General features: G+C 61.4%; 27 protein-coding genes. 22 read left to right on the forward strand and 5 right to left on the reverse strand.

From position 1 onward, the window contains the following. On the forward strand, positions 1-513 hold a 513-nt coding region (locus tag V6L75_RS09370; protein ID WP_334251253.1), incomplete at its 5' end, for a methyl-accepting chemotaxis protein. Between the two features lie 59 nt (positions 514-572). Here V6L75_RS09370 and V6L75_RS09375 read toward each other — a convergent pair. Next, entirely contained in the window at positions 573-2,384 is a 1,812-nt protein-coding gene (locus V6L75_RS09375; RefSeq protein ID WP_334251254.1) for an ABC-F family ATP-binding cassette domain-containing protein, read from the reverse strand. Between the two features lie 407 nt (positions 2,385-2,791). On the opposite strand from V6L75_RS09375, the gene V6L75_RS09380 reads away from it, so the two are divergent. The 4 genes from V6L75_RS09380 (at position 2,792) to V6L75_RS09395 (ending at position 8,194) form a co-directional block, all read left to right on the forward strand. Then, positions 2,792-4,378 carry a peptide ABC transporter substrate-binding protein gene (locus tag V6L75_RS09380; RefSeq protein WP_334251255.1) on the forward strand — a complete coding sequence of 529 codons (1,587 nt, stop codon included), beginning with the start codon at positions 2,792-2,794 and terminating at the stop codon, positions 4,376-4,378. A 128-nt stretch (positions 4,379-4,506) separates the two neighbouring features. Then, a complete protein-coding gene (oppB, locus tag V6L75_RS09385) occupies positions 4,507-5,430 on the forward strand; it encodes an oligopeptide ABC transporter permease OppB (protein ID WP_334251256.1) in 924 nt (307 codons plus the stop codon). A 9-nt stretch (positions 5,431-5,439) separates the two neighbouring features. Next, positions 5,440-6,567 carry an ABC transporter permease subunit gene (locus V6L75_RS09390; RefSeq protein WP_334251257.1) on the forward strand — a complete coding sequence of 376 codons (1,128 nt, stop codon included), beginning with the start codon at positions 5,440-5,442 and terminating at the stop codon, positions 6,565-6,567. A gap of 1 nt (position 6,568) precedes the next feature. Beyond that, positions 6,569-8,194 (forward strand): ABC transporter ATP-binding protein, encoded by a 1,626-nt coding sequence (locus V6L75_RS09395; RefSeq protein ID WP_334251258.1) that lies wholly within the window; start codon positions 6,569-6,571, stop codon positions 8,192-8,194. Positions 8,195-8,435: 241 nt separating this feature from the next. Here V6L75_RS09395 and V6L75_RS09400 read toward each other — a convergent pair whose 3' ends face one another. Then, a complete protein-coding gene (locus V6L75_RS09400; RefSeq protein WP_334251259.1) occupies positions 8,436-9,290 on the reverse strand; it encodes an SDR family oxidoreductase in 855 nt (284 codons plus the stop codon). A gap of 254 nt (positions 9,291-9,544) precedes the next feature. Between V6L75_RS09400 and V6L75_RS09405 the strand changes: the two genes are divergently transcribed. Together V6L75_RS09405 and V6L75_RS09410 are read left to right on the forward strand one after the other, a co-directional pair. After that, complete coding sequence (locus V6L75_RS09405; protein ID WP_334251507.1) at positions 9,545-9,901, forward strand: winged helix-turn-helix transcriptional regulator; 357 nt, start codon at positions 9,545-9,547, stop codon at positions 9,899-9,901. A 164-nt stretch (positions 9,902-10,065) separates the two neighbouring features. Continuing rightward, positions 10,066-10,437: an NHLP leader peptide family RiPP precursor gene (locus tag V6L75_RS09410; RefSeq protein ID WP_334251260.1), complete on the forward strand. Its 372-nt coding sequence runs from the start codon at positions 10,066-10,068 to the stop codon at positions 10,435-10,437. Between the two features lie 10 nt (positions 10,438-10,447). On the opposite strand, the gene V6L75_RS09415 is transcribed toward V6L75_RS09410, so the two are convergent. After that, positions 10,448-11,164, reverse strand: a complete 717-nt coding sequence (locus V6L75_RS09415) for a thermonuclease family protein (RefSeq protein ID WP_334251261.1) — start codon at positions 11,162-11,164, stop codon at positions 10,448-10,450. A 338-nt stretch (positions 11,165-11,502) separates the two neighbouring features. Here V6L75_RS09415 and V6L75_RS09420 point away from each other — a divergent pair, with 338 nt between their 5' ends. The 12 genes from V6L75_RS09420 to V6L75_RS09475 all read left to right on the forward strand — a co-directional run bounded on the left by V6L75_RS09420 (position 11,503) and on the right by V6L75_RS09475 (position 21,651). Next, entirely contained in the window at positions 11,503-12,105 is a 603-nt protein-coding gene (locus tag V6L75_RS09420) for a superoxide dismutase (protein ID WP_019962779.1), read from the forward strand. Positions 12,106-12,172: 67 nt separating this feature from the next. Further along, positions 12,173-12,622: a DUF1284 domain-containing protein gene (locus V6L75_RS09425; RefSeq protein ID WP_334251262.1), complete on the forward strand. Its 450-nt coding sequence runs from the start codon at positions 12,173-12,175 to the stop codon at positions 12,620-12,622. A gap of 283 nt (positions 12,623-12,905) precedes the next feature. Beyond that, a complete protein-coding gene (locus V6L75_RS09430) occupies positions 12,906-15,284 on the forward strand; it encodes a putative monovalent cation/H+ antiporter subunit A (protein ID WP_334251263.1) in 2,379 nt (792 codons plus the stop codon). Further along, complete coding sequence (locus V6L75_RS09435) at positions 15,284-15,703, forward strand: Na+/H+ antiporter subunit B (RefSeq protein ID WP_334251264.1); 420 nt, start codon at positions 15,284-15,286, stop codon at positions 15,701-15,703. The genes V6L75_RS09430 and V6L75_RS09435 overlap by 1 nt, the downstream gene beginning before the upstream one ends. Beyond that, the gene (locus tag V6L75_RS09440; protein ID WP_050471095.1) at positions 15,703-16,080 is read left to right on the forward strand and encodes a Na+/H+ antiporter subunit C; all 378 of its coding nucleotides are present in this window, start codon (positions 15,703-15,705) and stop codon (positions 16,078-16,080) included. Before V6L75_RS09435 ends, V6L75_RS09440 begins: the two co-directional genes overlap by 1 nt. Positions 16,081-16,083: 3 nt before the next feature. Next, on the forward strand, positions 16,084-17,688 hold the full coding sequence (locus V6L75_RS09445) for a Na+/H+ antiporter subunit D (protein WP_334251265.1): 1,605 nt from the start codon (positions 16,084-16,086) through the stop codon (positions 17,686-17,688). Beyond that, positions 17,685-18,161: a Na+/H+ antiporter subunit E gene (locus tag V6L75_RS09450; protein WP_334251266.1), complete on the forward strand. Its 477-nt coding sequence runs from the start codon at positions 17,685-17,687 to the stop codon at positions 18,159-18,161. Before V6L75_RS09445 ends, V6L75_RS09450 begins: the two co-directional genes overlap by 4 nt. Continuing rightward, positions 18,158-18,514 carry a cation:proton antiporter gene (locus V6L75_RS09455; RefSeq protein ID WP_334251267.1) on the forward strand — a complete coding sequence of 119 codons (357 nt, stop codon included), beginning with the start codon at positions 18,158-18,160 and terminating at the stop codon, positions 18,512-18,514. Before V6L75_RS09450 ends, V6L75_RS09455 begins: the two co-directional genes overlap by 4 nt. Then, a complete protein-coding gene (gene mnhG / locus V6L75_RS09460; RefSeq protein WP_334251268.1) occupies positions 18,511-18,870 on the forward strand; it encodes a monovalent cation/H(+) antiporter subunit G in 360 nt (119 codons plus the stop codon). The genes V6L75_RS09455 and mnhG overlap by 4 nt, the downstream gene beginning before the upstream one ends. 449 nt (positions 18,871-19,319) lie before the next feature. Beyond that, positions 19,320-19,736, forward strand: coding sequence for a Ros/MucR family transcriptional regulator (locus tag V6L75_RS09465; RefSeq protein WP_019962770.1), 417 nt, complete (start codon positions 19,320-19,322; stop codon positions 19,734-19,736). 749 nt (positions 19,737-20,485) lie between these two features. Next, positions 20,486-20,812 (forward strand): helix-turn-helix domain-containing protein, encoded by a 327-nt coding sequence (locus V6L75_RS09470; RefSeq protein ID WP_334251269.1) that lies wholly within the window; start codon positions 20,486-20,488, stop codon positions 20,810-20,812. Beyond that, positions 20,809-21,651, forward strand: a complete 843-nt coding sequence (locus tag V6L75_RS09475) for a DUF6456 domain-containing protein (RefSeq protein ID WP_334251270.1) — start codon at positions 20,809-20,811, stop codon at positions 21,649-21,651. The genes V6L75_RS09470 and V6L75_RS09475 overlap by 4 nt, the downstream gene beginning before the upstream one ends. Here V6L75_RS09475 and V6L75_RS09480 read toward each other — a convergent pair. Further along, positions 21,614-22,045 (reverse strand): SufE family protein, encoded by a 432-nt coding sequence (locus tag V6L75_RS09480; protein ID WP_334251271.1) that lies wholly within the window; start codon positions 22,043-22,045, stop codon positions 21,614-21,616. The two genes, V6L75_RS09475 and V6L75_RS09480, sit on opposite strands and share 38 nt — an antisense overlap. A 264-nt stretch (positions 22,046-22,309) precedes the next feature. Next, on the reverse strand, positions 22,310-22,792 hold the full coding sequence (locus V6L75_RS09485) for a DUF5330 domain-containing protein (protein ID WP_334251272.1): 483 nt from the start codon (positions 22,790-22,792) through the stop codon (positions 22,310-22,312). A gap of 332 nt (positions 22,793-23,124) precedes the next feature. On the opposite strand from V6L75_RS09485, the gene V6L75_RS09490 reads away from it, so the two are divergent. From V6L75_RS09490 to V6L75_RS09500, 3 genes are read left to right on the forward strand one after another with little or no spacing between them, the layout of a single operon-like run. After that, the gene (locus tag V6L75_RS09490; RefSeq protein WP_334251273.1) at positions 23,125-24,870 is read left to right on the forward strand and encodes a sensor histidine kinase; all 1,746 of its coding nucleotides are present in this window, start codon (positions 23,125-23,127) and stop codon (positions 24,868-24,870) included. A gap of 30 nt (positions 24,871-24,900) precedes the next feature. Further along, positions 24,901-25,788: a peptidoglycan-binding domain-containing protein gene (locus tag V6L75_RS09495; protein ID WP_334251274.1), complete on the forward strand. Its 888-nt coding sequence runs from the start codon at positions 24,901-24,903 to the stop codon at positions 25,786-25,788. A gap of 42 nt (positions 25,789-25,830) precedes the next feature. Then, the gene (locus V6L75_RS09500) at positions 25,831-26,178 is read left to right on the forward strand and encodes a DUF1491 family protein (RefSeq protein WP_334251275.1); all 348 of its coding nucleotides are present in this window, start codon (positions 25,831-25,833) and stop codon (positions 26,176-26,178) included. The last annotated feature ends 37 nt before the right edge of the window (positions 26,179-26,215 follow it).

The following is a 26,215-nucleotide window of genomic DNA, read 5'->3' on the forward strand; positions in this document are numbered from 1 at the left end:
AAGATCGGCGATGTGCTGGGCATGATCTCGGACATCGCAGGCCAGACCAACCTGCTGGCCCTGAACGCCACCATCGAGGCCGCGCGTGCCGGTGAAGCCGGCAAGGGCTTCGCGGTCGTGGCCACGGAAGTGAAGGCCCTGGCGGAACAGACGTCCCGTGCCACGCAGGAAATCTCGGGCCAGATCGCCGAGATCCAGGCCGCGACCAATGCCTCGGTGGATGCGATCGGGAATGTCGGGGAAACCATTGCCACGCTGAACAGCATCGCCGCGACGATTGCCGCTGCCGTGGAGGAGCAGAACGCAGCCACCTCGGAAATCGCCCGCAACGTGCAGCAGGCCTCGGCTGGCACGGTGGAAGTCTCCTCCAACATCACTGGCGTCAGCCGTGCCGCGGAGGAAACGGGCGCGGCCGCCTCGCAGGTTCTGGGCTCGGCCAGCGGCCTTGCCCGCGACGCAGAGACGCTGAAGACGGAAGTGGCCCGCTTCATCGCACAGGTACGGGCTGCGTAACCCTCAGCAGATCACGTCAAACAGCAAAGGCCGGGCAGCAATGCCCGGCCTTCGTTTTTTCAGCCTTCCGCTTCCTCGCGCAGCATTTCCAGCTCCAGCCACTGCTCCTCGGCCGCATCCCTTTCGCCAGTGAGGCGGGTGATTTCGGCAGAGAGTTTGGCGAAGCGGTCAGGGCTTTTTGCATAGAGGTTCGGATCGGCCATCTCGGCCTGCAGCTTTTCGAGCTTTTTCGTCAGGTTCTCGACTGTCTCCGGCAGGGTCTTGAGGAGATGGAGCTGGGTGAAGGAGAGCTTCACCTTTGAGGATGATCTGGCTTCGGTGGTGGCCGGAGCGGGAGCTTTCTCTGCCTTGGCCGCTTTCTCCGCCTTGCGGGCGGTCACACCATCGCCGCGCTGTGCAACCATGTCGGAATAGCCGCCAGCATATTCCTGCCACTTGCCATTGCCTTCCGAGACGATGACGGACGTGGCAACGCGGTCGAGGAAGTCACGGTCGTGCGAGACGAGGAGTACGGTGCCCTCGTAGTCGCTGAGCAGTTCCTGCAGGAGATCCAGCGTCTCAAGGTCCAGATCGTTGGTTGGCTCGTCGAGCACCATCAGGTTGGACGGGCTGGCAAGCGCACGGGCGAGCATGGCGCGGGCGCGCTCGCCGCCGGACAGAACGCCGACCGGGGTCCGGGCCTGTTCGGGGGCGAAGAGGAAGTCCTTCATGTAGGACATGACGTGCTTCGTCTCGGTGCCCAAAATGACCGTGTCGCCGCGCCCGCCGGTGAGGACGGTGGCGAGGGTGTCGAGCGGATTGAGGTTCTCGCGCTTCTGATCAAGGGTGACCATCTGCAGGTTGGTGCCAAGGCGCACGGTGCCGCTGTCCGGCTCTAGCTCCCCGGTCAGCATCTTGAGAAGCGTGGTCTTGCCGGCGCCATTCGCGCCGATGAGGCCAATGCGGTCTCCACGCTGGATGCGGCTGGAGAAATTCGAGACGATGGAGCGCTCGCCATATCCCTTGGAGATGGCCTTGGCTTCGATGACCAGCTTGCCGGAGGTCTCTCCTTCGGTGGCTGCAAGCTTGGCGGTGCCCTGCGGGCCGCGGTGGCTGCGTGCCTTGTCGCGCAGATCTGCCAGCTCACGCACGCGGCGCATATTGCGCTTGCGCCGGGCGGTGACGCCGTAACGCATCCAGTGCTCTTCGCGTTTGATCTGCTGGGCAAGCTTCTGCTGATCGCGTTCTTCCTGATCGAAGACCTCGTCGCGCCAGGCTTCGAAATGCTCAAAGCCCCGCTCCATCCGGCGCGATGTGCCCCGGTCGATCCAGACAGTGGCGCGGGAGAGGTTCTCGAGGAAACGACGGTCGTGCGAGATGAGCACGATGGCGGACTTGAGGCTCTTCAGCTCGGTTTCCAGCCATTCGATGGCCGGAAGGTCAAGATGGTTGGTCGGCTCGTCGAGGAGAAGAATGTCCGGCTCCGGCGCCAGCGTGCGGGCGAGCGCGGCGCGGCGTGCTTCACCGCCGGACAGGCTCTTCGGATCTTCCTTGCCGGTGAGGCCAAGGACTTCCAGCAGATAGGGCGCGCGGTACGGATCATCGCCGGGCGCAAGGCCTGCGGTCACGTAGTCGAGCACCGTTTCATAGGCAGACAGATCCGGCTCCTGCGGCAGGTAGCGGATGGTGCGGCCGGGCTGGACGAAAATCTCGCCCTTGTCAGCCTCGATCATGCCGGCGGCAATCTTCAGCAGGGTCGATTTGCCCGAGCCATTGCGCCCGACAAGGCAAAGCCGGTCGCCTTCCGAAACGCTGAGTTCGGCTCCGGTCAGAAGCGGTGTAGCGCCAAAGGTGAGATGAATGTCACGCAGGATGAGAAGCGGAGGGGCCATGTGGTCCTGTCAAACGTCGTGTGCATGAAACGCCGCCGGTTGAGGGCAGCGTGAAAATCTGGCGCAGAGGAACGCCATCTTGGCCCGGCATGCAAGAGGGAAACGGTGAAGGGGGCGATTCTCTGTCTTAAACCCAAGGTGTACCGTGAAAGGGTGCTTAAACGGCAGAAAACTGCCGGAAATGGACTGCTTTGAATGTAGGCGTGGTGATTGTTTGAGCGGAGTGCATAAATTTTCAGAGGGGGGAAAATTTTTCGGATGACTGGCGCTGCCGAAAAGAATCCGTTTTTTTCCCCTCCTGCAACCCTGGTTCTCCTGTGGCAGGGTTGAACAGGGTGGGGCTGCATGGGAACGTGCCACCGCACCGGCACCAGGTGCTCTTCAAGTGTTGAAGAGGGGAGACTAAAATGTTCAAGTCCGCAAGGATGACTGCGCTCGCCGCCGCGCTTCTGGCTGCAACATCCTTCTCTGCCATGGCGGAGATGGTCTATCACCGTGGCAATTCTGCCGATCCTGAGACGCTGGACCAGCATAAGACCTCGACGGTCTATGAAGGCAACATCATGCGTGACCTTTATGAGGGTCTTGTTGCCTACAGCGCAGCCGGAAAGATCATTCCGGGCGTTGCAGAGAGCTGGACCCAGTCTGAAGACGGCAAGACCTTCACCTTCAAGCTGCGCGACAACGCAAAGTGGTCGAACGGTGACCCGGTGACGGCCGGCGATTTCGTGTTCTCACTCCGCCGCATCATGAACCCGGAAACGGGCGCGAAATACGCGACCATCCTCTATCCGATCCTGAATGCCGAGGCGATCAACAAGGGCGAGAAGAAGGCTGAGGAGCTTGGCGTCAAGGCAATCGACGACCACACGCTCGAAATCACCCTTGGCCAGCCGACGCCATATTTCGTCGATCTGCTGGCCCACCAGACCGGCCTGCCGGTGCATCCGGCCAGCGTCGAAAAGTTCGGCACCGACTTCGTGAAGGCGGGCAACATGGTGTCGAATGGCGCCTACATGCTGGCCGAGTTCACGCCGAATGCCCAGATCAAGATGGTGAAGAACCCGAACTTCCACGATGCCGCCAATGTGGCCATCGACACGGTGTTCTACTACCCGACGGAAGACCGTGGTGCGGCACTGCGCCGGTTCCAGGCGGGTGAACTGCATTCCAACGACGACGTGCCGACCGAGCAGATGGCCTTCATCAAGAAGGAACTGGCTGACCAGTTCAAACCGGCTCCCTATCTCGGTACCTACTATTATGCCCTCAACATGAATGATGAGGCGCTGGCCAAGCCAGAAGTTCGTCAGGCTCTTTCCATGGCACTCGACCGCGAGTTCCTGGCTGACGAAATCTGGGGCGGCACGATGATTGCCGGCTACTCGCTGGTTCCTCCCGGCATCAACAACTACGGTGAGCCGGCCTATGCGGACTACAAGGATCTGCCGCAGATCGACCGCGAAGAGAAAGCCATCGAGCTGATGAAGCAGGCGGGCTATGGCCCGGACAAGCCGCTGAAGCTGACGATCAACTACAACACCTCCGAGAACCACAAGAACACGGCAGTTGCCATTGCCGACATGTGGAAGCCGCTCGGTGTGGATGTGTCGCTGGTGAATACCGATACCAAGACCCACTACGCGATGCTGCGCGACAAGCAGGACTTTGATGTCGCCCGCGCAGGCTGGATCGGCGACTATTCCGACCCGCAGAACTTCCTGTTCCTGGTGGAGTCTGACAATGCCGGCTTCAACTACGCGAACTACAACAACCCGGACTATGACAAGCTGATGGACGAGGCCGCCGCCACGACGGACCTCGAGAAGCGCGCAGCCATCCTAAAGGAGGCAGAGACCATCTTCATGCGCGATCTGCCTTTCATCCCGATGATGTATTACGCCTCCAAGAACCTCGTTTCGCCGAAGCTCAAGGGCTTCGAGACGAACCTCATGGACGTGCATCCGACCCGCTGGATGAGCATTTCCGAGTAAGACAGGACACGGCTGGCTGCAGCTTCCGCAAGGAGGCTGCAGCTGGCCGCTTTGCGTCATGACGGGCGCCACCCTGCGGCTTCAGGCTGCCAGGCGGCGTTTCCCGCTGGCGAAGGAAAGGTCTGGGCATGTTGCGCTACGTGCTTGAACGGCTGTTGGGAGCCATCCCGACACTCTTCTTTATTGTCACCATCTCCTTCTTCCTGATCCGCATTGCGCCGGGCGGGCCCTTCGATCTGGAGCGGCCGCTGGAGGCAAAGGTGATGGAGAACCTCAACCGGATCTACCATCTGGATGAACCGCTCTGGAACCAGTACCTGATCTATCTGAAGAGCATTGCGGTTCTGGATTTCGGTCCGAGCTTCTATTTCCGTGATTTCTCCATCAACGAGCTGTTTGCCGCCAGCCTGCCGATCTCGATGCAGCTGGGACTGAGCGCACTTGCGCTGGCGCTGATCGTGGGTGGTGTGCTGGGTGTTGTGGCTGCTCTGCGGCAGAACCACGGCCTCGACTATTCCGTGATGGCTGCGGCAACCCTTGGCGTGACCATACCGAATTTCGTGGTGGCACCGGTGCTGCAGCTGCTTCTGGGCGTGCATTTCGGCTGGCTGCCAGTCGGCGGCTGGACGGCGGGCTCCTATGTGGATGCCATCCTGCCTGTCGTCACTCTTGCCCTGCCACAGATTGCGGTGGTGGCCCGCCTGACGCGTGGCTCGATGATCGAGGCGCTGCGCTCTAATCATGTGCGCACGGCGCGGGCCTATGGCCTGTCGGCCTATACGGTCATCGTTGTGCATGCGCTCCGCGGGGCGCTGCTGCCGGTGGTTTCCTATCTCGGGCCCGCGGCGGCTGCGCTGTTGACCGGTTCGGTGGTGGTGGAGACGATCTTCGGCATTCCCGGCATTGGCCGCTACTTCGTGCAAGGGGCGCTCAACCGCGACTACACGCTCGTCATGGGCACGGTGGTCGTAGTTGCCTGCTTCGTCATCCTTTTCAATCTCGTCGTGGATCTGCTCTATGCGCTGCTTGATCCGCGCGTGCGTTTCGACTGAGGACCAGCCATGAGCCTGACTTCCTCTGCTAACGGACCGCAGCCGGTCAAAGGCCGTTCCCTCTGGGATGACGCGCGTGACCGGCTGAAGGCCAACCGGGCGGCGGTTGCGAGCATGATCGTGCTGGCAATCGTCACCGTCGTCTCCGTCATCGGCCCCTATCTGTCGCCGCATGGCTTCGATCAGGTTTACCGTGATTTCGTGAAAGTGCCGGCGAGCCTCCAGTCCTATCCGTTGCCGGAGCAGGTCGAGCCGGGGCTGATGAGCGTGCTGCGCCGTGCCCGTCTCCAGGCTGAGAACTATCAGCGCGACGGGGATACAGTCAGCGTTCGCCTGACGTCCTCGCGGGAGATTGATCCGCGCTCGGTGCAATATGTGGACCGCAGCGACTTCTTCCAGAATGCCCGTCTTGAGGACATGGCAGCCGACGGCAAGTCGGTGACGCTGAAGGCAGACGTGCGCAAGCTGCATTTCTACTTCGGCACGGACGCCAATGGCCGTGACCTGATGACCCGCACGATGATCGCTGGCCGCGTGTCGCTGACCATCGGTCTGCTGGCAACGGTAGTGGCCATCTCCATCGGCGTCATTTATGGCGCGGCGTCCGGCTATCTCGGGGGCCGGGTGGATCAGGTGATGATGCGCATCGTCGATGTGCTTTATTCACTGCCGTTCATCTTCTTCGTCATCATGCTGGTGGTGTTCTTCGGCCGGAACTTCGTGCTGATGTTCATCGCCGTGGGCGCGGTGGAGTGGCTGGACATGGCCCGCATCGTGCGCGGGCAGACGCTGACCATCAAGCGGCAGGAATATGTGCAGGCAGCCGAAGCCATGGGTGTTGGTAATGCGGGCATCCTGCGCCGCCATGTCATCCCCAACACGCTGGGGCAGGTGGTGGTCTACATGACGCTGCTGGTGCCGAAGGTGATCCTGCTGGAGAGTTTCCTCTCCTTCCTTGGCCTTGGTGTTCAGGAACCCATGACGAGCTGGGGTGTGCTGATCTCGGAAGGCGCGCGCAACCTGCAAGGCGGCGTGTGGCTGCTGGTGTTCCCCTCGATCTTCCTGACCTCGACGCTGTTCGCGCTGAATTTCATCGGCGATGGCCTGCGCGATGCGCTTGATCCGAAGGACCGCTGACATGACGGCACCTCAGAACCAGAATGAAGCCGTGCTGAAGATCGAAGGCCTGACGGTCAACTTCCGCACGAACGCCGGGATGGTCGAGGCCGTGCGCGGCGTCGATATCCACGTCAACCGCGGCGAGACAGTCGCTGTCGTGGGTGAAAGCGGCTCGGGCAAGAGCCAGACCATGATGGCGGCCATGGGGCTGCTGGCTTCCAACGGCATCACCGGCGGGCGCGTGCTCTACCGGGACCGGAACATCCTCGGCCTGAAGACGGGCGAGCTGAACCAGGTGCGCGGCAAGAAGATCACCATGATCTTCCAGGAGCCGATGACCTCGCTTGATCCGCTCTACACCATCTCCCGGCAGCTGTGCGAGCCGATGGTGGAGAATGGCGGCCTGAGCTGGGCCAAGGCGAAGGCACGGGCGCTGGAGCTTCTGAAGCTCGTCAACATCCCCGAGCCGGAGCGCAAGCTGAAGTCCTATCCCTATGAGCTGTCCGGCGGCCAGCGTCAGCGCGTGATGATCGCCATGGCGCTGGCCAACGATCCGGACGTGCTGATTGCCGACGAGCCGACGACGGCTCTGGATGTGACGACGCAGGCGCAGATCCTCGATCTTCTGGCGGACCTGCAGAAGCGGCTGGGCATGGCGGTGGTCTTCATCACCCATGACCTTGGCATCGTGCGCCGGATTGCGGACCGCGTTTATGTGATGCGCAAGGGCGAGGTGGTGGAAGAGGGGGCAACGGCGAAGATCTTTGACACGCCCGCCCACGACTACACACGCATGCTGCTGGACGCAGAACCGGAAGGCACCAAAGCACCGGTGGATGCTTCGGCGCCGGTGGTGATCGAGGGGCAGAAGGTGTCTGTGGAGTTCGTCCTCGGCGGCGGGCTTCTGACGAAGCCTTTCATCCTGAAGGCGGTGAACGACATTTCGCTGACCGTGCGCAAGGGGCAGACGCTTGGCATCGTGGGCGAAAGCGGCTCTGGCAAATCGACGCTGGGCCGGGCGCTGCTGGGGCTGATGCCTGCACAAGGGCGCGTTTTCTTCAACGGCACGCGCATCTCGGACAAGAGCAAGGCGGAGCTGCGCCCGCTGCGCAAGCATATGCAGCTCGTGTTCCAGGACCCGTTCGGCTCGCTCAGCCCGCGCATGACCGTGGGCCAGATCATCACCGAAGGGCTGCTGGTGCATGAGCCGGGCCTCAGCGCTGCCGAGCGTGACCGCCGCGCCTGCCAGGCGCTGGAGGAGGTGTCGCTCGATCCCGTGATGCGCAACCGCTATCCGCACGAGTTCTCCGGCGGCCAGCGCCAGCGTATTGCGATTGCCCGTGCCATGGTGCTGAAACCGGACCTCATGGTACTGGACGAGCCGACATCGGCGCTGGACCGCACGATCCAGAAGCAGATCGTGACGCTGCTGCGCGACCTGCAGAGCGCCCATGGGCTGACCTATCTTTTCATCAGCCATGATCTCGCCGTGGTGCGGGCCATGTCTGACACGGTGATGGTGATGCAGCACGGCAAGATCGTCGAGGCGGGGCCTGCGGCGGATGTGTTCGAGGCGCCGCGCGAGGAGTACACGCGCCGTTTGATCGAAGCAGCCATGCTGCCCACGGCGCATGCGGCTGTATGATTGTTAAAGACAAGACCGCTCCCGGTGATTGCCGGGAGCGGTCCGAGGTCGTTGACAAAGCAAGAGCTCTCCTCTTTCGTCATGGTCGGGCTTGTCCCGACCATCTGCAAGCCATTGATTTGGTTAGATCCTCGGCACAAGGCCGAGGATGACGATGGATAGGCCGAAGGTTTGTCAGCAGTCTGAGACCACTCCCGGTGATTGCCGGGAGCGGTCCTGCAGGGTGAAGAGCTGTTGGGGGTTAACCCTTCACGGCTTCGGCAACCATGACGGACAGCGGCGTCGTGGGACGGCCTGTCAGGCTGGAGAGGGTCTTGCTGTTGTCTTCCAGATCGCCCTTGGCGGTGCAGGTGTCGCAGTCAGCCAGGATTGCGGCAAAGCCTTCCGGCAAGCCCACCTGAACGAGAACATCCTTGTAGGCCGCTTCCGGGAGATTGGTATAGGTCACCGGCTTGCCCGAGGCGCGGGACAGTTCAGCTGCATAGTCTGCTTTGCTGAAGGATGTGTCGCCGGCGAGTTCGTAGACGGTGCCGGAAGAGGCGCCCTTGCGCAGGACCTCTGCTGCGGCGGCGGCATAATCGGCGCGGGCTGCAGCGGAGATGCGGCCTTCTCCCGAGGCGCCAACGACGCCATGGGCGATTTCTGCCTGCACAGCCGAGAGGTAGTTTTCAATGTACCAGCCATTGCGCAGCAGGACGTAGTTGAGGCCAGAGGCCGCGAGCATGTCTTCGGTGGCCTTGTGCTCACCGGCAAGGATCATGCTGGACTGCTGCGCGCGCAGTACGCTGGTGTAAAGGACAAGGCCCACTCCGGCAGCCTTAGCGGCATCGATGACGGCCTTGTGCTGCGGGATGCGCTGACCGACTTCGCTGCCGGAAATGAGCAGGAGGCGGTCAACACCGGAGAGCGCGGGGGTGAGGGTTTCCGGCTTTGCATAGTCGAAGGCCACCACTTTCACGCCGCGGGCGGCCAGATCAGCAACCTTTTCCGGTGACCGGACAAGCAGGCGCAGGGTGGCTGCGGGTTCTGTGGCAAGCAGGTTTTCCACGACGAGGCGGCCAAGCTGGCCGGAGGCCCCGGTGATTGCGAGTTTCATATGCGGCTCCATCTGCTGCTTTGCTCCGGCGGGCCGCCGGAGCAGTGCGATGAGGCAGATATGCGCTATGTACTTTCTTTTGGAAAGTACATACAATTTGGTTAGTTAGAGGAGAGGTAACTCAACTGGATGTGCCTTTCGGGAGAAAAGATATGGAAAACAGCACCTTGGATAGGGATGAAAAAATCTCTGGCGACGCTGGAAATGTGGAGGGAAGCCCGGATCTGGTTTCAGGCCAGCCACTTTCGGAGCTGATGCGCCGGGGCGCGCTGTTTAGCGTAGCCTGTCCTTCGCGGGAAATTCTCAATCACCTGACGAGCCGCTGGGGCGTGCTGATCCTGCTGGCGCTGCTGGAGGGTACACACCGGTTCAGCGAGCTGCGCCGCAAGGTGGGTGGAGTGAGCGAGAAGATGCTGGCTCAGACGCTGCAGCAGCTGGAGGGAGATTGCATGATCGACCGGGTGTCGCTGCCTGTGGTGCCGCCGCATGTGGAGTACAGCCTGACGCCGCTGGGGCGCGAGGCAGCTGAACGGGTAAAGACCCTTGCGGACTGGCTCGAGGTGAACACGCCAGACATCATGGCGGCCAAGGCGGAGCGAACGAGCCGCTGAATCAGGTTGCTTCAGTGAAGAGGCAGGGGCCGGCACTTTTCGGGTCTTTTCCCGCCTCGATGCCTCTGTGCACTAAGCTTAGCGGCTTCAAGCTGCTTCACGTTCGTTGCGTGGGTTTGGAGCAGCGGTTCTTCCGGTAGCCGCCGTCATCAGGAGGGAAACATATGTCCGTAGCAACTGCCAGCTCTCAGCCCGGCGAGATCGAGACTGCACGCAAGGAGGTTGAGGCTGCTCTTGTGCAAAAGGCCCTGGAGGACGCGGACTTCCGGGGGCGCCTCGTTCGTGACCCGCAAAGCGCGCTGAAAGAGCTGCTAGGGTTCAACCCCATTCCGAACTACACCATCCGGGTTATTGAAGAGCAGCCTGGTGAAGTCGTGCTTGTGCTGCCGCGTCCGCTGGAAATTGACGAGTTGCCCGATGAACTGCTCGATCTGGCGGCGGGCGGAACGACTACTGCATTGATAGCAACTCTCTATTCAGGAACCATATTGTTGGGTGCCAGGGTCGCGAGTGTTGCAAAGAAGTGTGAGCGCTGAGGGCTGAAAGTCAGCTGCCGCGCGGTGCCCGCCAGCCCGCAGCAATGGCTTCGGCTTCCGAACAGAACCAGCGCTCGCCTGTGCTTTCGGTGATGCTGGTGCGGGCGTAGGAGGCGGACCAGGGCATGTGATAGATGCGCCCGTTCTTCGAGATGTTCCCCTTGATCGGGCATTCCTTTTGCGCGTCTGCTGAGGCCTGTACGTGCCGCTCAGCGCTGGCATTCTGCCACTTGGCGGCCCTGAAATCCCAGGGGGCTTCGGCTGTGCCTGCAAATATGCCCGCCTTGCCAGCGCGCGCGCGGGTCTCTTCGGCAACGTAGCTAGAGGAATAGCGGACGAATGCGAAGGCGTGTCCGCTTTCCACCATGGCGGCGTTCACGTTGAGCGCGCCGGAATAGCAGGTACCCAAACGTCGGCCGTAGTCATCAAGCGTGGCGCCCCTGCAAACCACCGGCCCGTTTGCAAGGAACGTCCTGAGGGCATCTGCCGCTTCCTTGCCACAACGGTACTCTTTGCCCGTTGGCGTCAGGCAGCGTTGTGCCAGCTCCGGCGCATCAATCCCCTCCAGGCGGATCTTTTCACCGTTGAGCACAATCGTGTCGCCATCGGTGACCTTCAGTGCCTGAAGCGTGAGAGGGGCTGCGCCACCGGCGATGCACGCGGCTATAACCGGCGCGCAAAGCAGAAGGGAGCTCCGGAGGAAATGCCGGATTGCGTTTGTTTTCAAAGCGGTAATCCCGGAATCAGGCGAGGTCTATGTGGCTGTGAGCGAAGTTTGGGGAGCAGGGGTTAACGGGCTGTTAAGAACTTGCTTCCCGTTTTAAGGACGCACGGATTTCGCCCTTGTGAGTGCGGGGAAGCGCGCAACGCTGCGCGCCTGAAATGGTTCCAGCTAATAAACCAAGAAATATATTTTTTTATTTGCCTGCACGCATTGCTCACGAGCGAGAAGACGCCTATTTTGCATCCCGGCGCGAGCTGCTTCCCCGCAGCTCCGAAAGGGCCGGGCCAGCATGATTGAATGCAGCCGGGCCGCACCACAGCTTTCCTGAAGGAGGATTTGCCATGTCTTTCGAACTTCCCGAACTGCCGTATGCCTATGACGCTCTTGGCCCCTACATGTCCAAGGAGACGCTTGAGTATCACCACGACAAGCACCATCAGGCCTATGTGACCAACGGCAACAACCTGCTGAAGGACAGCGGCCTCGAAGGCAAGACGCTGGAAGAGATCGTCAAGGAGAGCTTCGGCAAGAACGCCGGCCTCTTCAACAACGCTGGCCAGCACTACAACCATATCCATTTCTGGAAGTGGATGAAGCCGAATGGCGGCGGCAAGTCCATCCCGGGCGCTCTGGCCAAGGCCATCGACAGCGATCTGGGCGGCTATGACAAGTTCCGCGCCGACTTCATCGCTGCCGGCACCACCCAGTTCGGTTCCGGCTGGGCCTGGGTTGCCGTCAAGGATGGCAAGCTGATCATCTCCAAGACCGCCAACGGCGAAAGCCCGCTGGTGCAGGGCGCGTCCCCGATCCTCGGCGTCGACGTGTGGGAGCACTCCTACTACATCGACTACCGCAACGCTCGTCCGAAGTATCTCGAGGCCTTCGTCGACAACCTGATCAACTGGGACTATGTCCTGGAAATGTACGAAGCCGCTACCAAGTAAGCTTCAGTTTCGTTGAAAGGCCCGGCCTCGCGCCGGGCCTTTTGGCATTGAAGGGGAGGCAGAGAGCATGACCATCCGGCTTCGCGGACATCATCTGCTGTGCATGCTGACCTTCGTTGGGGAGGGCTATTCCCCTCGCTTTGTTGCCAACTATGCGAAGATCATCCGGCGGATGAGGGCGGGTGAGCCGGTGTTGATCGTGCAAGGGCCCGACGACATCTGTGCGCCGCTTCTGGCCGCAGACGCTCCCCATTGTCACCGCGACAGCGTTCTGGAGCGTGACCGGCTTGCTCTCGAAAGTGCCGGTGCCTTGCTTGGGCGCCAGCTGGAGGCTGGCAGCGTGGTGGTTATTGACGAGCACCTGCTGAACCGGATGCAGCATGGATTTGCTTCGGGCGAACTCCGGGCGGCTTGCAGTGGCTGCGAATGGTCGGGCCTGTGCGACAAGGTTGCCAAGGCAGGATTTGAGGGGACACGGTTGATGGACGGGCAGGGGGCTGACCCGGCAAGTGTTTGATTCGCCCCTTTTCCGTGCAGACGGAGTTCTGGTTGTGCGGTGCAAGATAAAAACTCCGCTCATGTAGCACCTGCAGCCAAAAAGGCTCTGCTCAGCGCTTTTTCATTCCGCAGTGCCGCAAAGCAAGGGCGCGCAAACTTGCGATTATGGCGAAAAGTGGTCTCCGCTCCCTTGTGCAGAGCCCGGACAGAGCCTAACTCGATCAAAAATCTTAACTCTCGGCCGCTACTCTGAGAGTCCCGATCTGCATGTATTGGCAATTTGCCCTAGCCGAAGAGTGAGCATGACACCCGCCGCACTCGACACGACCATCCTCGCCGTGCTTGCGCCCTTCGCGGCTGCAATCATCGCACCAATCGCCACCAAAGCGCTGAAGCACAATGCGGCCTGGCTGCTTGCCATTGTGCCGCTTCTGATCTTCCTGCACTTCACCCGCTTCGTGCCGGGTGTGTCTGAAGGCGAAGTCTACACTATTGCGAAGGAATGGGTGCCCGCCTATGGCGTCACCCTTTCTTTTTATCTGGACGGGCTCTCGACACTGTTTGCGATGCTGATCTCCGGGATCGGCACCTTCATCATTCTGTATGCAGGAGGCTACCTGAAGGGGCATCCGCAGCAGGGCCGGTTTTTCTCGTTCCTGTTCATGTTCATGGGGGCGATGCTGGGGCTGGTGACGAGCGACAACCTGTTGTCGCTGTTTATCTTCTGGGAACTGACCTCGATCACGTCCTTCCTGCTGATCGGGTTTGATCACCTCAGGGCCGCCTCCCGCCGTGCTGCGTTGCAGGCGCTGCTGGTGACCGGGGGCGGCGGACTGGCGCTGCTGGCTGGCTTCCTGCTGATCATGCAGGTGACCGGCATGTCGCAGATGTCGCAGGTGCTGGCGGGCGGCGATGTGCTGCGCAACAGCGGCCTCTATCTGCCGATCCTCATCCTCGTTCTGGGCGGCGCCTTCACCAAATCGGCGCAGTTCCCGTTCCACTTCTGGCTTCCCAACGCCATGGAAGCTCCGACCCCGGTGTCGGCATTCCTGCACTCGGCCACGATGGTGAAGGCTGGCGTCTATCTGCTGATGCGTATGCATCCCGCCCTTGGTGGCACCGAAGTCTGGATGACCGTTCTGCCGCTGTTCGGCGGGATCACACTGCTGGTGGGGACGATCCTGGCTGTTCGCCAGACCGACCTGAAGCTGATGCTGGCCTATACGACGGTCGCCTCGCTCGGCCTTCTGGTCATGCTCACCGGCACCAGTTCGCAGAAGGCGCTGGAAGGGGCTGTGCTCTATCTGCTGGCGCACTCCCTGTTCAAGGGCGCTCTGTTCATGGTTGCCGGTATCATCGACCATGAGACGGGTACGCGCGATGTGACGAAGCTGGGCGGTTTGCGCAAGGCGATGCCGATCACCTTTGCGGCTGCTGCGCTTGCCGGGCTTTCCATGGCGGGTCTGCCGCCGTTCATCGGCTTCATCGCAAAGGAAGTGCTGTATTACGGCACCTGGGGCCTTTCCAGCGGTGCGCTGCTTGTCACGGCGGTCGCTGTGGTGGGCAATGCGCTGATGCTGGTGATTGCGGCCGCTGTTGCGATCAAGCCGTTCTTTGGGCCTGAGGTGCATACGCCCAAGCATGCCCATGAAGGCCCTGTGCTGCTGTGGGCCGGACCTGTGGTCCTGTCGCTGACCGGCCTTGCCGCCGCGCTGCTGGCTCATTCAACGGGTGAGCTGTTCATCGGGCCGATGCTGTCCTCGCTGGTGGGTGCGCAGACGGCTGTGGAGCTGCACCTCATCCCTGGCTACATCTCCGCGCCGCTGATCCTCTCTATCATTACCGTGGCGCTGGGGATCGGGCTGTTCCTGATGCTTGGCCGCTTGCGTGCGGCTGTGGCCGGTGTGCTGAAGGCCATCGGCTGGGGACCCGACAAGGGCTTCGACCAGTTTGTGGCTGCCATTGTAAAGCTCTCCACCGGCGTCACCCGCCTGCTGCAGGGCGGCTCGATGCAGACCTATATGGCCGTTGTCTTCCTCGCCACGGGCGCTGCGCTGCTGTTGCCTGCAGTCTTTGCCAATGGCATGCCGCAGGTTCCTGAGTGGCCGGATTTCCGCTTCTATGAGTGGGCTGTGATCCTGATCGCAGTGGCCGGTCTTGGTGCGGTTCTTGTGGCAAACACACGGCTGACAGCGATCGTGACGCTTGGCATTCAGGGCTTTGCCGTGGCGCTGATCTTCATGCTGTTTGGCGCGCCGGACCTGAGCTTCACCCAGTTCATGGTGGAAACGCTGTCTGTGGTGATCCTCGCCCTTGTCATGACCCGGCTCAATCTGTCGCCGCGTGACCATCGCCCGATGGTGGCACGGATTGTCAGCGTGGCAATTGCGGCCGCTGTTGGCCTTGGCTTCACGCTGGTGCTTTTGGCAATCACGCAGCAGCCGTTCGATTCCCGCCTGTCTGACTTCTTCAGCCAGTACAGCCGCGTGATCGCGCACGGGCGTAACATCGTCAACGTGATCATCGTCGACTTCCGCGGCTTTGATACGCTGGGCGAAATCTCGGTGGTGGTGCTGACGGGTCTGTCCGTGCTGGCCCTGATCCGCATCCGCACCAAGCCGGATGCGTCAGCTCCGAAGGCCAGCAAGTCCCCGAAAGCCAAGACGGTGGAGGCACGCTGATGCGCACGATCATCTTCCGCACATTTGCGCCCTATATCGCGGCTCTGATGGTGCTGTTCTCCATCTTCGTGCTGTTGCGCGGCCATAATGAGCCGGGCGGCGGCTTCATCGGCGGCCTGATTGCGGCCTCTGCACTGGCGATCTACGGCATCGCCTGCGGTGTGGACGGTGTCCGCAGGGCCATCGGCGTGCATCCAATGAGCCTGGCAGCCTTCGGTTTGCTTCTGGCTGCGGTTGCCGGATTGCTGTCGGCCTTCATGGGGCAGGCTTACATGACCAGCCAGTGGGCTACGGTTCATGTCTTTGGCACGGCGGTGGACCTGTCCACCCCGATGTTCTTCGACATCGGAGTTTATCTTGTCGTGGTGGGTGCCATCGGCTCCATCGCGCTCGCGCTTGAGGAAAGGGAGAGCGACTGATGGAAGCTGGACTGTCCATCCTCATCGGCCTGTTCTTCACCGTGGCCGTTTATCTGATGCTGTCGCGCATGTTTGTGCGGATGCTGATCGGCGTCGTGATCCTCGGCAATGCGGTCAACATGCTGATCTTCGTCAATGGCCGGCTGACCCGCGAAGTGCCGCCGCTGATTCCTCTCGATCAGGCTACAGTGACGCAGGCAACCGCCAATCCGCTGCCGCAGGCCCTGGTGCTGACGGCCATCGTGATTTCTTTCTCCTTCTTCGCCTTCCTGCTGGTGCTGGCCTACCGCACCTATCAGGAACTGGGCACCGATGACGTGAACGACATGCGCATCGCCGAGCCCAAGGGTGAAGCCGGTCCTCCGCAGGGGTACTGATCCATGGCCGGAACTTCCTATTCGGTTGATATTTCGCAGGCGATGACCACCACGCCGGCAACGGCTGCGGACTGGCTCGTCATCGCGCCTTCGATCCTGACGATCATTGGCGGCTCGCTCTGCCTGGTGATGCGCAAGAACACGAGCTTCCAGCCGAAGCTGGCGCTGTTCTTCCTCGGTCTTCTGGTTCTGACGACCGGCGCGCTGCTGATGCATGTGCTGAAGACCGGTGTCGTGACCATGGTGATGGGCAACTGGCTGCCGCCCTTCGGCATCGCTTTCACGGCCGATCCGCTGGGGGCAACCCTTGCCTTCATTGCCTCGGTCGTCGCTTTGTGCGCGGGCATCTATGGGGCAGGGACCATTGACACCTCCGGGCGGCGCTACGGGTTCTATCCGTTCCTGCTGTTCCTCATGACCGGCGCCTGCGGCGCATTCCTGACCGGCGACATCTTCAACATGTATGTCTGGTTCGAGGTGCTGCTGATTTCGTCCTATGGTCTTCTCGTGCTGGGCAACAGCAGGGCACAGCTGGACGGCGCCGTGAAATACGGTGTGCTGAACCTGATCGGCACGAACCTTTTTCTGATTGCCACCGGCCTGCTTTACGGACATCTGGGCACGCTGAACATGGCCGATATCAGCATGAAGCTGGCAGATGCTGAGCCTTCCGGTCCGGTGATGACCATTGGTGCCCTGTATTTTCTGGCCTTTGCCATGAAGGCAGCTGCCTTCCCGGTAAACGCCTGGCTGCCTGCCTCCTACCATACCCCCAGTGTCGCGGTTTCGGCGATATTCGCCGGTCTTCTGACCAAGGTCGGCGTTTATGCGCTGCTGCGCGTCATGGTGATGCTGATGCCGGTGGCCCGCGCCGAAATGAGTGAGGTGATCGCCTGGGTGGCGGCCCTGACCATGCTGATAGGCATCATCGGCGCGCTGGCGCAATCCGACCTTCGGCGTCTGCTCGGCTATCTGGTCATTTCCGGCATTGGCTCGATGCTTGCGGGTCTCGCCATGGGAACACCCGCGGCAATCTCCGGTGCCATCTTCTATGCAGTGCATTCGATCATCGTCATGACGGCACTCTATCTGGCCGCCGGTGTGATGGCGTCGATCTGCGGCAGCAATGATCTGCGCAAGCTGGGTGGCCTTTACGGCGAGAGCCCGGCCCTCGCGGCTGTGTTCCTGATCCTTGCCTTTGCCGTTGCAGGCCTGCCGCCCTTCTCAGGCTTCTGGCCGAAGCTGATCCTGGTTGATGCAGCACTTGAGACCGGCTGGTCCTGGCTGGCGGCTGCCATCCTTGTCACCGGCTTCCTGACCTCGATGGCCGTGGGCAGGGTCTGGATCTATGCTTTCTGGCGTGGCGGGCCTGAGGGAACAGCTGACGGCACCCGGATAGCACTCAACAGCGGCGGGACTGCCGTGGTCACCGGGCAGGCGTCAGGCCTTGCGTCTCCGGCTATCTGGATTCCAATCGGTGTGCTTACGGCGCTCGTCATCCTGTTCGGACTTGCGCCGGAGTGGCTGATGAATATCGCCATGCGCGGCGCCGGTGGCTTGATTGATCCGGCCGGTTACTTCCTCTCTGTCTTCGGAGGTGCAGCATGAGCGGCCTGTTCCTCGTCAATATCCTGCTGGCTGCCGCATGGGGTGCGGTGACTGGTTCCTTCTCGGTGGTCAATCTCGCCTTCGGCTACGTGCTGGGATTGGGGGCGTTGTATCTGATCCGGGAACAGGTCAACACGGGCGGATACTTCCGCCGGGCCTCTCGCGTCATAGGGCTGATCCTGCTGTTCCTCTATGAGCTGGTCATTTCGGCCTGGCGCGTGGCAAGAATTGTCGTGCGCCCGAAACTGGAGCTCAATCCGGGCTTCATTGCGTTTCCCCTGACTGTCGAAAGCGACTTCGAGATTGCGCTCCTGGCCAATCTGATCACTCTGACGCCGGGCACGCTGTCCGTGGATGTCTCTGAAGACCGGAAGGTGCTCTACATCCACTGTATCGACGTGCCTGACCCGGAAGGAACCATTGCGGACATCCGCAACGGTTTTGAACGCAAGATCATGGAGGCCTTCCGTTGAGCCCGCTTGACCTTTTCGCCGAAAACTTCCTGGCGGTCTGCATCCAGATCTCTCTGGTGCTGCTGGTCTTCACCTTCGCCGTGACCGTCGTGCGGACCGTCCTTGGCCCGAGCCTTCCGGACAGGGTCGTAGCCCTCGATATGCTGGTTGCGACAGCTATCGGTTTCATTGCCGTGATTGGCATCGCAACCGAATTTTACCTCTACGTGGACATTGCCATTACGCTTGGCCTTGTCGGTTTCCTCAGCACAGTGGCGCTGGCGCGCTTCATCCTGAACCGGGGGCAGGTCGGTGATCCCACCATCTCCGCGGAAGTGAAGGAAAATCTTGCCCGCAGAAAGGCCGGAAAATGAACGCTGCAATCGAAATCGCAAGTGGTCTTCTCATTGTTGCAGGGGCACTCTTTGCGGCGGCGGCTGCACTCGGCCTGATCCGCTTTCCCGACGTGTTCTCGCGTATGCATGCTGCGTCAAAGGCCGGGACCCTGGGGTCCGGGCTGATGCTGATCGCGCTGGCCCTGCACGCCGGGGAACTGGATGTGATTACCAGGGCGATTGCAGGTGTGGTTTTCTTTCTGCTGACCGCCCCGATTTCTGCGCATCTGGTCGCAAAGGCGGCTCTTGCAGCCGGATACCGCCCCTGCGCGATAACAAAAATGGATGTCCTTGCGCCGCTTCTGGATCAGAGAAAGAAGCAACAGAAAACCTGACGAGTTTGCCAGCCTGTCAGGAGTGGCAAGTGCTCGTTGCAAGGCCTGGTGTTATGCGCCGGGCCTTACTTTTGTCTGGGCAAGTGTCAGCCTGCTTAAAACTAGCAGAACCGGGTATGATGCAGCCAAAGGCTGAGCCTGCCTAGAATGCGGGAATGCCGCCACTGGACGGCACTACTGCGGGTTTTTACCACAATATGGACAAATTTGGACTACAGATAACGGAGCTGTTTCGTTGAAAACAAGCCGTTTTACTTTTTTCTTGTTTGTTAGGGCTTGTCCAATGAATGAAGCATCTATATAAGCACGAATACGTTGCATCTGCATAAGAATCAAATTTTTCCCGTCGCGCTTCCCAAGTAAGCTTGTGCTGCTAAGCGTCGATTTGTGAAGACCTTGGGTTTGTGCAGGAATGCGAACACGCGACAAATTTACGAGATGGGTGAGAAATGACTGACACGCCGGTAGATGCAAACCTGATCGACCTGACCGCTGAGATTGTTTCCGCTTACGTGAGCAATAATACTGTAGCGGCAACTGAGCTCCCCAGCCTGATCAATGAAGTTTACGGTGCATTGCAGCGCACGTCGGGCGCCCAGGTCGAGCCGGAGCCGGAGCCGCTGAAGCCGGCCGTTCCGGTCAAGAAGTCGGTCATGCCGGACTACATCATCTGTCTGGAAGACGGCAAGAAGTTCAAGTCGCTGAAGCGTCACCTGCGCACGCACTACGACATGACCCCGGAAGAGTACCGCGAGAAGTGGGATCTGCCGGCCGATTACCCGATGGTTGCCCCGAACTACGCAGCTGCACGTTCTGAACTGGCCAAGAAGATGGGTCTGGGTCAGCAGCGCAAGCGCGTCAAGTAACTGGCAGCCCTGCTCTGCAGGCATGATTTCGAGGCCGCTGCGGGAAACCGCAGCGGCCTTTTGCTTTTGCGGCTGATGCTTCCATAGGCAAAGCCGGTGCCCGCCCAGCCGGAATTACCAGAATTGAGCCGCAAATAGAGCAAGCTCACCGGTGGCGGCATGTGTGGCGCAGAGACCATAACATCCGGAAGGATGCGCGCAGCCCGGCGAGGCGGTTGAGATCGCCTGTCCAGTGCCCTTGCCTGCAGCGTGCCCGCTCCGCCCGCATGGCGCTTACAAGGCTGCGGAGCAGGGGTGTGACACCGTGGAGTGCTCCATTTTGCTCAGGCAATCCTGATCCAAGCCCAAGACGCGCAAGGCGCATCCAGAACAAGCTGTCTGGCACGGGTGGTTTGGGCATCAGGGCTCCCTTCACGTCTGCTGCAGCCAGGCAAGGGTTTCGATGCTGACGTGCCGCGCCTCGAAGATGCTCAGGCTCTGGTGTCCTGCCTGCAGTGGCAGTCAGGAATTTATCCATCATCGCTGAACGGGCAGGGGCGGGGAGAAATGGCGGATATCTGCGCTCTCTTAATGGTTGCTAGGAAACTTATCCCTCACCCCGGATTGCTGACGTAGTATGTAGGAATATAAGCCTAACGGGGAAGCCCACGGGGAGATTGGTGATGGAGTGCGTAGCGAGGACTTCTATCCGGCAGCAGCGTCAGGGTGGTGACGGGGGACAGATGGGAGAGGTGAGGAATAGAACCGTCATGGCCCGGCTTTTGATGATCGAGGGGTTGGTCGCGGAGGTTTATGGCATCAGCCCGCCGGAGCTGCTCAGTCAGCGCCGTGGCGTCCGGCTGATTGCCGATGCCCGGCAGCTGGTGATGTATCTGGCCCATGTCGCCCTTGGCCTCTCCTGCGCCGAGGTCGGCGACTACTATGGCCGGGACCGTTCCACTGTGGCCTACGCCTGCCGCAAATGGGAGGACCGGCGCGATGATCCTCATGTGGACGGCGTTCTCCTGAAAATCGAGCAACTGATTGCCGGTGGCATGACGGTTTACGGACTGGCCCGGTGGGAGGGATTCCGATGAGCAGAGTGTTGACAGAGGAAGGGCGCAAGGTTCTCAAGTTTCTGGCTGCAACAGGGGCTGTCATCGTGTCCGGCAGCGGTCAGGAGGAAGCTCCGGTACGGCTCGAGGGGCGCCTGGAGACGGGCGGAAAACGGCGGCAGATGATCGTGACAGTGCGGGTGCTCCACGAGCTGCGGCATCTGGGTCTGACGCGCGAGGCGCCGGATGGCGCATTGAGGCTTTCGACTGAAGGCCGACTGTATGTGCGGAGACTGTTGAGCGGTGGCCAGGACGGCTTTCAGCAGCAGCACCAGGTCCGTGAGCAGGTGACGCTGCAGGCAGAGGCTGGCGGTCCGATCCGGGTGACCGTCAACCTGTCGGAAAGCCCTCTTGCCTGGCTGGCGCGGAGAAAGGATGGCAAGGGCCGGGCGATGCTGACGCCATCTCAGTTTGAGGCAGGTGAACGCTTGCGGGAAGACTATACATTTGCAGCGATGATGCCGAACCTGTCCGGCGGCTGGCGAATGGAGGCCGGAGCCGGGCGCAATACGGGGCGTGGTCCCTCGGGACCGGAAATGACCGACAATGTCATGGCTGCGCGGCTCCGGGTGGAGCGGGCTCTGGATGCTGTTGGCCTAGGTCTTGGCGGCGTGCTTGTGGATGTCTGCTGCCTGCTCAAGGGGCTGGAGACAGTCGAGCGGGAACGGGGCTGGCCGGTCCGCTCGGCAAAGGTGGTGCTTGGAATTGGCCTGTCCGCTCTGGCGTCCCACTACGGCATGGCGGAAGCAAAAAGAGCGCGCCGGAAATGCGCCAGCCCGGCGCTCACACCTCAGTCAGAGCCGCGGCCGCGTCGTCCTTGATGCGCTGGACCATGGACTTCAGGCCGTTGGAGCGCTGTGGCGTGAGATGATCCTTGAGGCCGATGCGGGCAAAGATCGCGTCAACATCGGTGGCAAGAATCTCCTTGGCCGAATGGCCCGAGAAGGCGGCAAGAACGATGGCGACAAGACCCTGCACGATCAGGGCGTCGCTGTCGCCAAGGAAGGTAAGAATGGCACTGCCATCCTCGCCGCGCGTGACCTGGGTCACCAGCCAGACCTGGGACACGCAGCCGCGCACCTTGTTGTCTTCCGTGCGCTGGTCATCAGGAAAGGCGGGCAGGGCGCGGCCCAGTTCGATGACATATTTGTAGCGGTCTTCCCAGTCATCGATGAATTCAAAGTTTTCGAGGATTTCGTCAAGACTGGCGGTCATGTGCCGGGGTTCCGCTTTCTGGAGCACGTCAGGTCGGCAGATATAGACGTTGCGGCCCATCAGGCAAGGGTGCCCATCGTGGCGGCGGGAAAAAAGACGCCGCAAGTGGAAGGGGCAGCAATCCACTTGCGGCGCGGCGGCATGGCCACCGAGTTTTTCCGTCTCTCCAGTCCGGCCCCGGGTCAGGACGGGGGACCGGTCCGGTCATGCGGGCGCAAACCACCGCGGTCCGGAATGACAGGCCCGGTGCCGCAGCAGGGTCGGTCAGACCCGGGGGACTGACCTGGGATTGGGCCGTGGCACCGGCCCAAAGGAGGCCTCCGGAACGGAGGAATTCTGCTGTGCGATCTCCGGCGCAGGCAGATGCCACGACGGGATGCTGAGTTCACCGCCGGATGTGCCATCCGGGGCTGGAATGGAGCTGGTCACGTCACCGTGGGCAGGGTGCGCTGCCAGCGCAGGATCGTCTGTTCCACTTCCTGCCTCTGCGGCGTCGAAATACTGGTAGACCAGCTTCGCACCGTCGCGGGCATTGGCGCCGATGGCCGCAAGGGCCTCGCCACCGGTTTCGCAGGCTTGCGGATTGCGGCCGCAGAAGCCTGTGAGATCGCTTACGGTTGCCTGAGCGGCCATGAAAGCCGCCACAGGGTCGACGTTGAAGCCGCCCGCCTGCTCCTTGCCGGCGAAGAACGGCACCATCGCCAGCACCAAGACAAGCCAGAAGGCTTTCCTGACGAGGAAGAACATTGCGCTACCCTTCAGTTTTCCGGTTCCGCCAGTCTCCGTGCCATGGGCTGACGGTTTTGTTATGGCACGACAATAACCGGTACATCCAAAAGCGGCGTTTCTCTCCGGGAGGCGATTTTCTTCAAAGAAAACAGAATGTTGAATATATTTTTCGGCTACTTTGATTCAAATTTGAACGGGATTGAGCCAAGGGGCTGTGCGGAAATGGTGTTTTTTTGCCCGGCCTTTTGAGGAGTTTCCATCCGCCTTCAACGTTCCTTAAGTGATCCGCGCGAAAAATCAGGTAACGAGAAACTGGAGGTACCGGGCTTACCGGTCCCGTGGTGAGTGTGTTGCGTAGCGTATCCAGGTTCCTAACCATCTATGGCCAGCCCATAGCCCGTTTTGTCGAGGGACTGGTTCATCCGTCCGTCGAAGGGGATGAGCTGCGCGCGCCGCGCCACAAGGCCTTCATCACGGCCAATCTGGTCACAGGCTCGGCCGCATTGCTTCTGTTTCCGCTGCATCTCGCTGTCGCCGGCCCGGCCTCGCTGCCCCTGACGCTGATTCTCGGCTGGGCTCTGGCTCAATGGCCGCTGGCGCTGTTCCTGTCGCGCACGGGCAATCTCACGGTGGCACAGGCCGCGTCTGCCGCGGTCTTTGCGCTGTTCATTGGTGGAATTGCCGCCATAACGGGCGGAATTGCCTCCTTCGCGCTGATCTGGCTCATCCTGGCACCTGTCGAGGCAGCCTTGACGTCCGACCGGCGGGCGATTCTCTATGTGACAGCGCTTTGCATTGCCGAGGTGGGGCTTCTGGCTCTGCTGGGAGCCGTTGCGCCTGTCTATGCTCTGGCAGGCAGCCCGGAAGCTGCACTTGCCGTTTCCTCTGGCGGCGCTCTTGCCTATGCCATGATGATGGGCGTCAAGATTGCGCGCGAACAGCAGCGCGGCGAGGGCTTGTTCCGCCATCTTGAGAGCCGCCTGAAGATGGTCAATGACGAGGCCAGCGGCATGGTGGCGCTGCTGGGTGAAGGCGGGGACGTGATCTCCATTGGCGGCTCCTGCGAGACGTTGCTTGGCGCCAGCGCGCGGCAGGTTCAGCGGGAGGGGCTGTTCCAGCGGCTGCATGTGGCGGACCGGCCTGGCTTCCTGAAGATGGTGTCCGATGTGGAGCGGGACCGCTGTTCCATGAGCCTTGAGGTGCGGCTGCGGCAAGGCCGGAACCGTCCAGGTGAGGCGGGAACGGCCGACTACCGCAGCGTCCTGATCGAATGCCGCCCGGCCTCGCGCAGTGACGCAAGAGACAGGTCGGGCCGTGTGCTTGCAGTGCTGCGGGAAGCGGCAGGCAACAGCAATGCGGGATCTGCCGAAGAGCACCTGTCGCGCACTGTTGCTGAAGCCGGGCATGAATTGCGTGCGCCGCTGACTGCGATAGCTGGCTTTTCCGAAGTGTTGCGGGAGCGGCCGGACAGTCTGAGCGACGCTGCCCGCAGGCGCGACTATGCTGACCTCATCCATGCTTCGAGCACACATCTGCTCGGTGTGGTGGACGGGATGATTTCCGGGCAGCAAAAGCCGGCGGTTCCTCTCAAGCCCGGCAGCAGGGCTGAAGCGGATCTTGTCGCCTGCCTTCAGGACTGTGTGCGGATGGCAGCAGATGAGGCGCGGCTGCGCAATGCTGCGCTGGTCAGCGAAATCGATCCGGCGCTTGGGAGCTTTGCAGCAGATGAGGTGGCTTGCCGCCAGATCGTGATCAATCTTCTTTCAAATGCCGTGAAGTCGGCGCAGTCCGGAGGACGGGTCGAGCTTCTGGCCCGGCATCTTGGAAATGGTGCGGAATTCCGTGTAACGGCAACCGGAACGCTGCCAGATGCAGGTGCGGCTTCGCGGCGCGGGCAGCCAGAACCGCTACCCGGTGAGCAACTTGGCCTTTCCCTGGTGAGAGGTCTCGCCGAGCTGCACGGGGGAACCTTCCGCGTAGATGCGACACGGGGCAATGGAACAAGCATGACGGTTCTTCTGCCGCCCTGCGCGGCAGGGGCAAAAACAAACACACCACGCAAGGCAGCTCATCTGCCGGTGCGAACGGTGGCCTGAGGCCGGAAAGCGGAGAGCGGACTGGAGCGCATGGCACGCAAGCGAGTTGACCCTGAACCGCCACCCCGCGAGGGGCTGGTTGCCCGCATGGGCACGGCCGCGATGGACAATCCCGTCGCGGCTGGCGGTTCAATCGTCATGGCGCTGACCGGATGCCTGATCATTGCCAATGCAGTTGGCCTGCAGCCGGGCCGCCACCCGGCGCCGCTGGTCGTAACGCGCGAGCGCCAGAGTGAGGCGGTGCCGCAGGAGAACCGTGTGGTGATGCCGCAGGCGGTTTCGACGCTGGTTCTGGACGTACAGACCGAATTGCGCCGTCTCGGCCTCTATGAGGGGCTTCTGGACGGCATGGTGGGGCCTGCAACTGAACGCTCTGTCAGGCGCTACGAAATTCTTGCAGGACTTCCCGAGACTGGCGAGGTGAGCAGCGCCCTGCTGGCACGGCTGCTGATGGAAACCGAGGACCTGGTGGAACGGGCTGCTGCCGGCGGCGGAGGCGGTTCTGTGCCCCTGCCAAGGCCATCCCCCTTCGCCAGCGCCGCACACCGCAGCAGCGCCGCCTTGACGGGGCCAGCACCGGCCGCCGCCCCGGCAACGATTGCGGCCCTTGTGGAACAGGCGCAACCGGTGCGCAATGTGCCGCTTCCGGCGGCAACAGGCACTGTGCCCGTGCCCCCCCGTGAGGTGAGCAGTGCAGCGCAGGTTGCAGATAGTGGCGGCGGGCAGCTTGCGAAGGTGCAGAGGCTTCTGTCGGAACTTGGTTATGGCCCCTTGCGGGCAGACGGCATGATGAGCGACAACACCGCCAATGCGATTCAGCGCTTCGAGCTGGACCGGGGGCTCGCCATCACCGGACAGGTGTCCCCCTCGCTTATTCGTGAGCTCGAAGAATTCACAGGGATTCCGTTCGAGGGATAACCGGGCCTGCCTTGCGGGCCAGCCCGCAGGAAGGACATGCGCATGCCGCGGCTTACATCCAGGTTTTTCGTCAGCGCGCTGGTGCGGCAGGTGTTCACGGCCGGAGGCTTTGCCGCGACCACCCGCAAGGGCGCAGAGGAAGCCGGGGTTGTCTTCGTGCTGGTGGACCGGATGGACGGCACGGTCGATCTCTATGGTCCGGCGCCGCAGGCCTTCATGGATACGGCGGCCGATGACCGGGCTTTCGAACTGCTGATCTCACAAGGAACGCGCGAGGACGCACAGGCGCGCCTTGAGAGCGAAAAGCGTATGGACCCGGATTTCTGGGTCGTCGAAATCGAAAGCAAGGGCGGTACGGACCTGTTGCAGGTGGTGGATACGGGCGCCTGACCTCAAGGCTGCGGGGAGAGAGACAGACGCCCGCCGC

The sequence above is a fragment of the Pannonibacter anstelovis genome, assembly GCF_036881715.1.
Lineage (GTDB): Bacteria > Pseudomonadota > Alphaproteobacteria > Rhizobiales > Stappiaceae > Pannonibacter > Pannonibacter anstelovis.

What these genes read in the sequence shown, in the direction of transcription:
- V6L75_RS09375 (WP_334251254.1), bottom strand. Translation starts at nt 2,384, where the DNA reads ATGGCCCCTCCGCTTCTCATCCTGCGTGACATTCATCTCACCTTTGGC.
- V6L75_RS09380 (WP_334251255.1), top strand. Translation starts at nt 2,792, where the DNA reads ATGTTCAAGTCCGCAAGGATGACTGCGCTCGCCGCCGCGCTTCTGGCT.
- oppB (WP_334251256.1), top strand. Translation starts at nt 4,507, where the DNA reads ATGTTGCGCTACGTGCTTGAACGGCTGTTGGGAGCCATCCCGACACTC.
- V6L75_RS09390 (WP_334251257.1), top strand. Translation starts at nt 5,440, where the DNA reads ATGAGCCTGACTTCCTCTGCTAACGGACCGCAGCCGGTCAAAGGCCGT.
- V6L75_RS09395 (WP_334251258.1), top strand. Translation starts at nt 6,569, where the DNA reads ATGACGGCACCTCAGAACCAGAATGAAGCCGTGCTGAAGATCGAAGGC.
- V6L75_RS09400 (WP_334251259.1), bottom strand. Translation starts at nt 9,290, where the DNA reads ATGAAACTCGCAATCACCGGGGCCTCCGGCCAGCTTGGCCGCCTCGTC.
- V6L75_RS09405 (WP_334251507.1), top strand. Translation starts at nt 9,545, where the DNA reads ATGCGCCGGGGCGCGCTGTTTAGCGTAGCCTGTCCTTCGCGGGAAATT.
- V6L75_RS09410 (WP_334251260.1), top strand. Translation starts at nt 10,066, where the DNA reads ATGTCCGTAGCAACTGCCAGCTCTCAGCCCGGCGAGATCGAGACTGCA.
- V6L75_RS09420 (WP_019962779.1), top strand. Translation starts at nt 11,503, where the DNA reads ATGTCTTTCGAACTTCCCGAACTGCCGTATGCCTATGACGCTCTTGGC.
- V6L75_RS09425 (WP_334251262.1), top strand. Translation starts at nt 12,173, where the DNA reads ATGACCATCCGGCTTCGCGGACATCATCTGCTGTGCATGCTGACCTTC.
- V6L75_RS09430 (WP_334251263.1), top strand. Translation starts at nt 12,906, where the DNA reads ATGACACCCGCCGCACTCGACACGACCATCCTCGCCGTGCTTGCGCCC.
- V6L75_RS09435 (WP_334251264.1), top strand. Translation starts at nt 15,284, where the DNA reads ATGCGCACGATCATCTTCCGCACATTTGCGCCCTATATCGCGGCTCTG.
- V6L75_RS09440 (WP_050471095.1), top strand. Translation starts at nt 15,703, where the DNA reads ATGGAAGCTGGACTGTCCATCCTCATCGGCCTGTTCTTCACCGTGGCC.
- V6L75_RS09445 (WP_334251265.1), top strand. Translation starts at nt 16,084, where the DNA reads ATGGCCGGAACTTCCTATTCGGTTGATATTTCGCAGGCGATGACCACC.
- V6L75_RS09450 (WP_334251266.1), top strand. Translation starts at nt 17,685, where the DNA reads ATGAGCGGCCTGTTCCTCGTCAATATCCTGCTGGCTGCCGCATGGGGT.
- mnhG (WP_334251268.1), top strand. Translation starts at nt 18,511, where the DNA reads ATGAACGCTGCAATCGAAATCGCAAGTGGTCTTCTCATTGTTGCAGGG.
- V6L75_RS09465 (WP_019962770.1), top strand. Translation starts at nt 19,320, where the DNA reads ATGACTGACACGCCGGTAGATGCAAACCTGATCGACCTGACCGCTGAG.
- V6L75_RS09470 (WP_334251269.1), top strand. Translation starts at nt 20,486, where the DNA reads ATGGCCCGGCTTTTGATGATCGAGGGGTTGGTCGCGGAGGTTTATGGC.
- V6L75_RS09475 (WP_334251270.1), top strand. Translation starts at nt 20,809, where the DNA reads ATGAGCAGAGTGTTGACAGAGGAAGGGCGCAAGGTTCTCAAGTTTCTG.
- V6L75_RS09480 (WP_334251271.1), bottom strand. Translation starts at nt 22,045, where the DNA reads ATGACCGCCAGTCTTGACGAAATCCTCGAAAACTTTGAATTCATCGAT.
- V6L75_RS09485 (WP_334251272.1), bottom strand. Translation starts at nt 22,792, where the DNA reads ATGTTCTTCCTCGTCAGGAAAGCCTTCTGGCTTGTCTTGGTGCTGGCG.
- V6L75_RS09495 (WP_334251274.1), top strand. Translation starts at nt 24,901, where the DNA reads ATGGCACGCAAGCGAGTTGACCCTGAACCGCCACCCCGCGAGGGGCTG.
- V6L75_RS09500 (WP_334251275.1), top strand. Translation starts at nt 25,831, where the DNA reads ATGCCGCGGCTTACATCCAGGTTTTTCGTCAGCGCGCTGGTGCGGCAG.